Origin of the sequence: Escherichia sp. E4702, from assembly GCF_963883545.1 — a bacterium.
In the GTDB taxonomy this organism is placed as follows: domain Bacteria; phylum Pseudomonadota; class Gammaproteobacteria; order Enterobacterales; family Enterobacteriaceae; genus Escherichia.
Genome location: NZ_CAWORF010000025.1, coordinates 1 through 9,675, shown reverse-complemented (window position 1 = coordinate 9,675; position 9,675 = coordinate 1). Strand labels below are relative to the sequence as shown.

General features: G+C 51.1%; 11 protein-coding genes and 1 pseudogene. 7 read left to right on the top strand and 5 right to left on the bottom strand.

What is annotated here, in order from left to right; translation table 11 throughout:
- Positions 1 to 330, top strand: a 330-nt coding sequence (locus AACU94_RS16695) for an ISAs1 family transposase (protein WP_000507752.1), incomplete at its 5' end; no start/stop codon positions are given.
- Between the two features lie 103 nt (positions 331 to 433).
- On the top strand, positions 434 to 811 hold the full coding sequence (locus AACU94_RS16690) for a hypothetical protein (RefSeq protein ID WP_135404350.1): 378 nt from the start codon (positions 434 to 436) through the stop codon (positions 809 to 811).
- Positions 812 to 985: 174 nt separating this feature from the next.
- Here AACU94_RS16690 and AACU94_RS24780 read toward each other — a convergent pair whose 3' ends face one another.
- Together AACU94_RS24780 and yafV are read right to left on the bottom strand one after the other, a co-directional pair.
- Positions 986 to 1,162 carry a SymE family type I addiction module toxin gene (locus AACU94_RS24780; RefSeq protein ID WP_445298354.1) on the bottom strand — a complete coding sequence of 59 codons (177 nt, stop codon included), beginning with the start codon at positions 1,160 to 1,162 and terminating at the stop codon, positions 986 to 988.
- Between the two features lie 16 nt (positions 1,163 to 1,178).
- Positions 1,179 to 1,949: a 2-oxoglutaramate amidase gene (gene yafV, locus AACU94_RS16685; protein ID WP_135404351.1), complete on the bottom strand. Its 771-nt coding sequence runs from the start codon at positions 1,947 to 1,949 to the stop codon at positions 1,179 to 1,181.
- A gap of 180 nt (positions 1,950 to 2,129) precedes the next feature.
- Here yafV and ivy point away from each other — a divergent pair, with 180 nt between their 5' ends.
- Entirely contained in the window at positions 2,130 to 2,576 is a 447-nt protein-coding gene (ivy, locus tag AACU94_RS16680) for an Ivy family C-type lysozyme inhibitor (protein WP_205712859.1), read from the top strand.
- 42 nt (positions 2,577 to 2,618) lie between these two features.
- On the opposite strand, the gene fadE is transcribed toward ivy, so the two are convergent.
- Entirely contained in the window at positions 2,619 to 5,063 is a 2,445-nt protein-coding gene (gene fadE / locus AACU94_RS16675) for an acyl-CoA dehydrogenase FadE (protein WP_135489829.1), read from the bottom strand.
- A 239-nt stretch (positions 5,064 to 5,302) separates the two neighbouring features.
- On the opposite strand from fadE, the gene lpcA reads away from it, so the two are divergent.
- Positions 5,303 to 5,881 (top strand): D-sedoheptulose 7-phosphate isomerase, encoded by a 579-nt coding sequence (gene lpcA, locus AACU94_RS16670; RefSeq protein WP_016159301.1) that lies wholly within the window; start codon positions 5,303 to 5,305, stop codon positions 5,879 to 5,881.
- A 104-nt stretch (positions 5,882 to 5,985) separates the two neighbouring features.
- On the top strand, positions 5,986 to 6,753 hold the full coding sequence (locus AACU94_RS16665; protein ID WP_000333380.1) for a class II glutamine amidotransferase: 768 nt from the start codon (positions 5,986 to 5,988) through the stop codon (positions 6,751 to 6,753).
- Here the strand turns inward: AACU94_RS16665 and dpaA are convergent.
- Positions 6,724 to 7,464, bottom strand: a complete 741-nt coding sequence (gene dpaA, locus AACU94_RS16660; RefSeq protein WP_001225684.1) for a peptidoglycan meso-diaminopimelic acid protein amidase — start codon at positions 7,462 to 7,464, stop codon at positions 6,724 to 6,726. The genes AACU94_RS16665 and dpaA overlap by 30 nt on opposite strands.
- 312 nt (positions 7,465 to 7,776) lie before the next feature.
- Here dpaA and AACU94_RS16655 point away from each other — a divergent pair, with 312 nt between their 5' ends.
- Entirely contained in the window at positions 7,777 to 8,526 is a 750-nt protein-coding gene (locus AACU94_RS16655; RefSeq protein WP_135489827.1) for a C40 family peptidase, read from the top strand.
- Between the two features lie 169 nt (positions 8,527 to 8,695).
- The gene (gene rayT / locus AACU94_RS16650) at positions 8,696 to 9,193 is read left to right on the top strand and encodes an REP-associated tyrosine transposase RayT (RefSeq protein ID WP_135489826.1); all 498 of its coding nucleotides are present in this window, start codon (positions 8,696 to 8,698) and stop codon (positions 9,191 to 9,193) included.
- Between the two features lie 266 nt (positions 9,194 to 9,459).
- Here rayT and AACU94_RS16645 read toward each other — a convergent pair.
- Positions 9,460 to 9,675 (bottom strand): annotated as a pseudogene (locus AACU94_RS16645) (IS110 family transposase); the annotation flags it as partial.

Genomic DNA, 9,675 nt, shown 5'->3' with positions numbered 1-9,675 from the left:
ATAGCAGAACAAAAGAAAGAGCCAGAAATGACGGTCAGATATTATATCAGTTCTGCTGATTTAACCGCTGAGAAGTTCGCCACAGCGATCCGAAATCACTGGCACGTGGAGAATAAGCTGCACTGGCGTCTGGACGTGGTAATGAATGAAGACGACTGCAAAATAAGAAGAGGAAATGCAGCAGAATTATTTTCAGGGATACGGCACATTGCTATTAATATTTTGACGAATGATAAGGTATTCAAGGCAGGGTTAAGACGTAAGATGCGAAAAGCAGCCATGGACAGAAACTATCTCGCGTCAGTCCTTGCGGGGAGCGGGCTTTCGTAATCTTGCCCTGGGAACATCCCAATCCTCATCAGCATGATTATATTCCTAACCCTACAGGAGGAACGCCGCAACATGGTCCTGCAAAAGATCTGGAGATCCCATAATGAATGTGAGTAAAGGGGCGATGTGGAACAATGGAGAAAAGGTCCGCTTATCTCATTTATTAGATAAAGTACCAACTAATGAATGGGACTGGTATCTATATGAAATAGAAGCGATTGGCATTGCGCCGCGAGACATGTCAATGCCTGATTTTGAGCAACGAGTTTTATCCATGGATACCGGATTTAAATTATCATGGGATGAGGTTGAAAATTTTTCCAACTCATTAAGTGACATAAAGAATTGCTTTTTAGTTGCGTTAGTGAAGCCAGTTAAATATAGCGTGCTAGACAATGGTGATTTATCACATTGCTTGGCTTTAATAACTATATCAGATAGTACCTCATGGGAGGTTAAATTGATGAAGGATAATTATTAATCTATAGCATGAAAGTTAAATAAAAAGCCGGGAAACATCTCCGTGTATTTGGACTGCACCCCAAAAGTTGGACACCCAACTGATTAAGGTGCAGTTTTTTATGGCAAAGCCAAAATATTCTCCCGAAACCAGATTAGCTGTCGTTAATCATTATCTTGCCGGCTTTTTTATTATTTAATTCTCGTTCAGCACACTAAACATCCCGTCCCGCATCCCCTTAACCACCTGTTTAATCTGATAAAGTTCCTTCCTCAGTTTCTGCACTTCGTCGCTTTCAGCGATCAGGCTTAGGCATCCCTCCGAGACCTTCACGGTAAGGCCCGTGCCGATCTCAACTCCCGCTTCTCTCACCTATCTGGCGCTGATTTCACCACAACCTAAACTCATCCGCATCCCGCCATGCCGGAAACTTTTCTCTATATTCCCGTAATGCCACCATCGACAGCTCCGCATCAATGCGCGTTGCCTGATGCGCGTCGGCAGTAGCGATAATCTCGCCCTGTGGATTAATCACCCGGCTGTCACCGCGATAATGGCAGCCGTTGCCATCGCTGCCGACGCGATTGCATCCCGCCACATACGCCTGATTCTCAATCGCGCGGGCCGTCAGCAATGCCTGCCAGTGCAGAGAGCGCGGGGCAGGCCAGTTGGCGACGTACAGGGCGAGGTCGTAATCGTTGAGATTGCGCGACCACACCGGAAAACGTAAGTCGTAGCACACCAGCGGCAAAATACGCCAGCCGCGCCATTCCACAATCACTCGCGCATTGCCCGCTTTATAATGCAGATGCTCATCTGCCATTCGGAACAGATGACGCTTATCATAAAAATGTACCGTGCCGCCCGGCTCAACCAGCAAAAAGCGGTTAACCGAACCAGACTCCGTTTGTAATGCAACACTGCCTGCAATCAGTGCATTGCACTGCTGCGCTTTGGCGGTCATCCAGCTCACTACGTCATCTTGTGCTAGCGACGAAGCTGCCGCTTCCATGGCAAAGCCGCTGGTAAACATCTCCGGTAGAACGATCACATCGCGCCCGGTAATACCTTCCAGTTGACGATCAAAATGGCGCAGGTTGGCAGGACCATCCATCCACACCAACGGTTGCTGCAAAAGCGTAATCTTCAAACCAGGCACGGTGTACAACTCCTTTATGCGAAGGGTTTTATAACTTTAACACCTTATCAGGCTATTACCTTACTGCGGAATAAATTGATAACAAATGCTGATATTGGAAATATCTGATTTGCAAATTATCGTGTTATCGCCAGGCTTTAGGAGGTTAATAACATGGGCAGGATAAGCTCGGGAGGAATGATGTTTAAGGCAATAACGACAATCGCTGCACTGGTCATCGCCACCAGTGCAATGGCGCAGGATGATTTAACTATTAGCAGCCTGGCAAAGGGCGAAACCACCAAAGCTGCGTTTACTCAGATGGTGCAAGGGCATAAGCTGCCTGCCTGGGTGATGAAAGGCGGTACGTATACTCCCGCACAAATCGTGACATTGGGAGATGAGACGTATCAGGTGATGAGCGCGTGCAAACCGCATGACTGTGGCTCGCAACGTATCGCTGTGATGTGGTCCGAGAAATCTAATCAGATGACGGGGCTGTTCTCGACCATTGACGAGAAAACGTCGCAAGAGAAACTCACCTGGCTGAATGTGAACGATGCACTCTCGATTGATGGTAAAACGGTGCTGTTCGCGGCGTTGACCGGCAGCCTGGAAAACCATCCGGATGGCTTTAATTTTAAATAATTAGCGGATAAAGAAACGGAGCCTTTCGGCTCCGTTATTCAATTACGCGGCTTCAACTTTCCGCACTTTCTCCGGCAACTTTACCGGCTTCGTCGCCAGCTCTTCCGGATCAAAGTCATCAACGTTAATACTACGCAGACGGCTTTCTTCAGCTTTCACCAGAATAGCGGCTTCATCTTTATCAATCAGCCCCTTCGCCAGTGCGTTGTGCGCCAGTTCATCCAGACGGGTAAATGGCAGGTTTTTACCCAGCTCTTTACAGATCCGCTGATGAATCGGGTCGGCGGCAATCACATCCACCAGCGCCTCTTCCAGTAAACCAACCGGGTTATGCTCGCTCGGGGTCAGGTACTGACCGCGCCCAATACGTGAACGGGTGGCGTTCGGCACTTGTAAAATCTTCGCCACCTTATGATCCAGCTTGTCAGAAGGTGCCAGATAATGACGTCCGGTCGGGAAGATCACCACATTCAGCAGCCCGGCAACCACGCGGTTCGGGAAGTTTTGCAGTAAATCATCCATCGCCTGTTCTGCCTGATACAGCGCATCCTGTACGCCCCAGTGCACCAGCGGCAGGTCGGCTTCATTACGGCCTTCGTCGTCATAACGCTTCAGAACGGCAGAGGCGAGGTAAAGCTGGCTTAAAATATCACCCAGACGGGCCGAGATGCGCTCGCGACGTTTCAGGCTGCCGCCCAGCACCGCCATCGAGACATCAGAAAGCAGGGCGAGGTTGGCGCTCAGGCGGTTCAGGTGCTGATAGTAGCGTTTAGTGGCATCGCCGGTTGGCGTGCTGCTGGTTAAACCGCGCGTCAGGCCCAGCCAGAAGCTGCGAACTTTGTTGCTACCGACGTGACCGATATGTTTGAACAGCAGTTTATCGAACGCGTTGACGTCATTATTCTTCGCCGCTTCCATTTCTTCCAGCACGTACGGATGGCAACGAATCGCCCCCTGGCCGAAGATCATCATGCTGCGGGTCAGAATGTTGGCCCCTTCAACGGTGATGGCAATCGGTGCGCCCTGGTAAGCACGCGCCAGGAAGTTGCTCTGCCCGAGCATAATGCCTTTACCGCCGGTAATATCCATCGCATCAATAATCGACTGCTGCCCGCGGTGGGTACAGTGATACTTAACGATAGCCGACAGCACGGCAGGTTTTTCACCGAGCATAATGCCGTAGGTAATCAGCGATGCCGCAGCATCCATCACATAGGCATTCCCGGCAATACGCGCCAGCGGTTCTTCAATCCCTTCCATCTTACCGATAGAGATTTTGAACTGACGACGAATGTGAGCATACGCGCCGGTTGCCAGCGCTACCGATTTCACGCCGCCGGTTGAGTTGGAAGGCAGGGTGATGCCGCGGCCTACCGAGAGACACTCCACCAGCATCCGCCAGCCTTGCCCGGCCATTTTCGGCCCGCCGATAATGTAATCGATCGGTACGAAGACATCTTTACCGCGCGTCGGTCCATTCTGGAACGGCACGTTCAGCGGGAAGTGGCGACGACCAATTTCCACGCCCGGCGTGGTGGTCGGGATCAGCGCACAGGTAATACCTAAATCTTCTGCGCCACCCAGCAATTTGTCCGGGTCGGAGAGTTTAAACGCCAGACCAAGCACGGTCGCAATTGGCGCGAGCGTAATGTAGCGTTTGTTCCAGGTCAGACGCATCCCCAGCACCTGCTGGCCCTGCCACTCACCCATGCAGACAATCCCGGTGTCCGGAATCGCGCCCGCATCGGAACCCGCTTCCGGGCTGGTTAGCGCAAAGCAAGGGATCTCCTGACCACGCGCCAGATGCGGCAGATAGTGATTTTTCTGCTCGTCAGTGCCGTAATGTTGCAACAGCTCGCCCGGGCCTAATGAGTTTGGCACGCCGACGGTAATCGCCAGGATCCCGCTCACGCCAGAGAGTTTTTGCAGCACACGAGACTGGGCATAAGCCGAGAACTCCAGCCCGCCGTACTCTTTTTTGATGATCATCGCGAAGAAGCGATGCTCTTTAAGGTACGCCCACAACTCCGGCGGCAGATCCGCCAGCTCATGAGTAATCTGGAAATCATTCGCCATCCGGCAGGCTTCTTCTACCGGGCCGTCGAGAAACGCTTGCTCTTCGGCAGTCAGGCGCGGCTGCGGATAGTTGTGCAGCTTTTTCCAGTCCGGCTTGCCCTGGAACAAATCGCCTTCCCACCATGTGGTGCCTGCGTCGATCGCTTCTTTCTCAGTGCGCGACATCGGCGGCATCACTTTACGGAAAGCGCGAAATACCGGCGCGGAAATCATCGACTTACGCATAGGCGCAAAGTTAAACGGCACAAGGATAATGGCCAGAGGCACCAGTACCCACGCCGACCACAGACCAGCAACGCCGAGGGCGGCTGTCCAGGCGAGCAAAATCAGACTGCTGATAAATAAGCTCACGCGGTGATAGAACAACGCGCCGAGCAGGACAACCGTAGCGAGAATACTCAAAATCATCATAACGAAAAGCCCCTTACTTGTAGGAGGTCCGACCACTTGTGATGATATGGTTGTAGTGGATGTAAAAACATTTAGCAATGTGTTTACAATATAATTACAACGAAGCTCACATTGTTGCTGTTTTTATCCGCACTTCGGGTCAAAAAGTCCTGGTCATTCCACCGCGCTGGTCTTCTCGCTTTTGGTGGTATCCGGTACACTGCATTTTGTCTAATTCATTTATGCTGAAGGATATCCTCATGTACCAGGATCTTATTCGTAACGAACTGAACGAAGCGGCGGAAACGCTGGCTAACTTTTTAAAAGATGACGCCAATATTCACGCCATTCAGCGCGCGGCGGTCCTGTTAGCAGACAGCTTTAAAGCCGGTGGCAAGGTGCTTTCCTGTGGCAACGGCGGCTCCCATTGTGACGCCATGCACTTTGCCGAAGAGTTGACCGGTCGCTACCGTGAAAACCGTCCGGGCTATCCGGCGATTGCCATTTCAGATGTCAGCCACATCACCTGTGTTGGCAACGATTTTGGCTTTAACGATATTTTCTCCCGCTACGTTGAAGCAGTAGGACGCGAAGGCGATGTGCTGCTGGGGATCTCCACCTCTGGTAACTCTGCAAACGTGATCAAAGCGATTGCGGCGGCGCGTGAGAAGGGGATGAAAGTGATCACCCTGACCGGTAAAGACGGCGGTAAAATGGCCGGCACGGCGGATATCGAAATTCGCGTTCCGCACTTTGGTTATGCCGACCGCATTCAGGAGATCCACATTAAAGTGATCCATATCCTGATCCAGTTGATTGAAAAAGAGATGGTTAAGTAAGTCTGGCGTAGGCCGAATAATGCGTTTACGCCGCATCCGACCTGAAAATTCTTAAATCAATCTTCGCCGGGGGCCATGCGCTCCCGCTGTTGTGGAGGTTACCGATGTGCGAATTGCTCGGGATGAGCGCCAACGTCCCTACCGATATCTGCTTTAGTTTCACCGGGCTTGTGCAGCGTGGTGGTGGAACCGGGCCACATAAAGATGGCTGGGGCATCACCTTTTACGAAGGTAAAGGCTGTCGCACATTTAAAGATCCACAACCCAGCTTTAATTCCCCCATTGCCAAACTGGTCCAGGACTACCCGATAAAATCCTGTTCGGTTGTGGCTCATATTCGCCAGGCCAATCGGGGCGAGGTGGCACTGGAAAATACTCACCCGTTTACCCGCGAGTTATGGGGACGCAACTGGACTTATGCCCATAACGGGCAACTGACGGGCTATAAATCACTGGAAACCGGCAACTTCCGCCCGGTCGGTGAAACCGACAGCGAAAAAGCCTTTTGCTGGCTGCTGCATAAATTAACGCAGCGTTACCCGCGCACGCCGGGCAACATGGCAGCAGTGTTTAAATATATCGCCTCACTGGCGGACGAACTGCGGCAGAAGGGCGTTTTCAACATGCTGCTTTCGGATGGGCGCTATGTAATGGCGTATTGCTCGACCAATCTGCACTGGATCACCCGCCGCGCGCCGTTTGGCGTGGCAACGTTGCTGGATCAGGATGTGGAAATCGACTTCAGCTCGCAGACCACACCGAATGATGTGGTCACGGTGATTGCGACACAGCCGCTGACGGGCAATGAAACCTGGCAAAAGATTATGCCAGGCGAATGGCGCTTATTTTGCCTCGGGGAGCGTGTAGTTTGATGCCAGCTGTGGTTGCACCACTTCGTGGCTCAACGGCTTGCTGACCACGTAACGGCCATTGACCACAGAAACGGTCGGTGGCTTACGGGTCTGTTCAAAGTAGTCATAGCCCGGCTTCAGTTGCTCCCAGAAGTCCTTAAAGTTGGAATACTTATGACGCTGCATGTTGGCGTCGGTCATGCGAAATGGGTAAATGCTCACCTGCACACTTGACTGACCAAACACCAGCGCACCAGTAACGAACTGGAAGATCTCATCAATACCCTGATTGGTCATTGCGTAGCAGCCGATGGAAACACAATCGCCGTGGATCATCAGGTATTTCCCTTCATAACCATGCGCCCGGTCATAGGCATTGGGGAAACCAATATTAATCGCTTTGTAGTAACGGCTGTCTGGTTTTAACTGATTACGCTGAACGCTATAAAACCCTTCCGGACTTTTAAAATCGCCCTGACGCTGTTTTGGTCCTAACCCGCCGGAATATTTACAGATTTTATAACTGTCGAGCAGCTGATATTGCTCGCCCATTTTGACGTAGAGATCGAGCGTACGTTCTTCCTTGAAGATCTGGATGTAGACAGGGGATCCCATCAACTGCTGCTTATACTCTTTGCTCACAGGCGTGGTAGAGCTACTGCTGCCCAGCAAACCGGCAAATGAAACGCACGGGATCAACAACATCGCAAGAATTAATGCGATTTTACGCATACTGCTTATTCCTTGATAAAACGGTTATACACGCCAGGACGGCAAAATAGATCCCAAATCGGAATAGTCTGGATTTGGAAGGCTCACATTATCACCAAAAGAGTTTTACGCAAGCCTGTCGGCGCTGGGTTTACAAATTTAGCATAAGTGGCGATTTTCAAAAGTCCGAAAAGCGCATGTAAAGCGGGTTTATTTCTTATTTCCTAAGGTTATGAAACCTCGATAGTAATATGCAAATAAGCAATTAATAATCCCGATTCTCCTTCCTTTCCTCTAATATTCTCATCTTCATTCAGCCGGTTTATATCCTTCATGTATTTGTTCTCTCACGACAGATTGCTGCGCCTGGGCGTGTTTTCTTTGTCCCTTTTGCTTCCTTTACTTGCCAGCGCCACCACATCACATATCTCTTTCAGCTACGCCGCCCGCCAGCGGATGCAAAACCGTGCGCGTTTATTAAAACAGTACCAAACCCATCTGAAAAAACAGGCCAGCTATATTGTGGAAGGCAATGCCGAAAGCAGAAGGGCGCTACGCCAGCACAACCGGGAGCAGATAAAACAGCATCCAGAATGGTTTCCTGCGCCGCTCAAGGCGAGTGACAGACGCTGGCAGGCGCTGGCGGAAAACAACCACTTTTTAAGCAGCGATCACCTGCATAACATCACCGAAGTGGCGATTCACCGCCTGGAGCAGCAGCTTGGCAAGCCTTACGTCTGGGGCGGCACGCGGCCCGATCAAGGCTTCGACTGTAGCGGGTTGGTTTTTTATGCCTACAACAAGATCCTTGAGGCGAAGCTCCCGCGCACGGCCAATGAGATGTATCACTACCATCGGGCAACGATTGTGGCGAACAACGACCTGCGCCGGGGAGATTTGCTGTTTTTCCATATCCACAGCCGCGAGATAGCCGATCATATGGGCGTGTATTTGGGCGATGGGCAATTTATCGAGTCGCCACGTACCGGCGAAACCATTCGGATAAGCCGATTAGCCGAACCTTTCTGGCAGGACCATTTTTTAGGCGCGCGACGGATTTTGACGGAAGAGACGATTTTGTAGGACGGATAAGGCATTCACGCCGCATCCGGCAGTTGTGCGCTGATGCCGGATGCGCTTACGCTTATCCGGCCTACAAATCTGTGCATTTTTGCGAGCCGCTTTCCCGATATAAAACAACCTCATTGCCGACCTTTCCTTTTCTTCTTACCGTTGAGAAAAAGGAGTCGCTATGTCTGAATATCGTCGTTATTACATCAAGGGGGGAACATGGTTTTTCACGGTGAATTTACGGAATCGTCGAAGCCAACTCTTGACTACCCAGTACCAGACGCTCCGTAACGCCATTATTAAAGTTAAGCGAGCCAGACCTTTTGAAATTAATGCCTGGGTAGTTTTGCCGGAGCATATGCACTGTATCTGGACATTACCTGAAAGCGATGATGATTTTTCCTCTCGCTGGCGGGAGATTAAAAAGCAATTCACCCATGCTTGTGGATTGAAAAATATCTGGCAACCACGTTTTTGGGAGCACGCCATCCGCAATACCAAAGACTATCGCCATCATGTTGATTATATTTATATAAATCCAGTAAAACATGGCTGGGTAAAGCAAGTGAGTGATTGGCCATTCTCAACGTTCCATCGCGATGTGGCGCGAGGGTTATATCCCATTGATTGGGCGGGAGACATAACGGATTTTAGTGCCGGGGAGCGTATCATTTTATAATTGTGCGCTGGTGCCGGATGCGCTTACGCTTATCCGGCCTACGAATCGTGCCTTAACAGTAGGACGGATAAGGCGTTTACGCCGCATCCGGCGGTTATGTACCGATGCCTGATGCGACGCTGCGCGTCTTATCATGCCTACAAACCTGTGCCGGATCGGTAGATACTGTTACGGCCTGCAAGTTTTTTCCTGGTCCAGTCTCCCGGATTGCAGGCATGCCAGACACAGCGCCGTCAGGCGCTGTTTTTTTCATCCCTTCCGCGATTTTACGCCGCTACCGGATTATGCCGTGACGCATCGAACGGCACGCCTGACTTCAGCACTCCATACGCCACCTGTGCCAGCTTGCGCATCATCGCGCCGAGAATCACCTTTCCTTTCTTGCCATTAGCCGCCAGACGGTCGCGGAACGCCCGTCCCCACTCAGTCTTACTGGTGGCTACCATTGCAGGCATATACAACGCCCTGCGAAGCGACACATG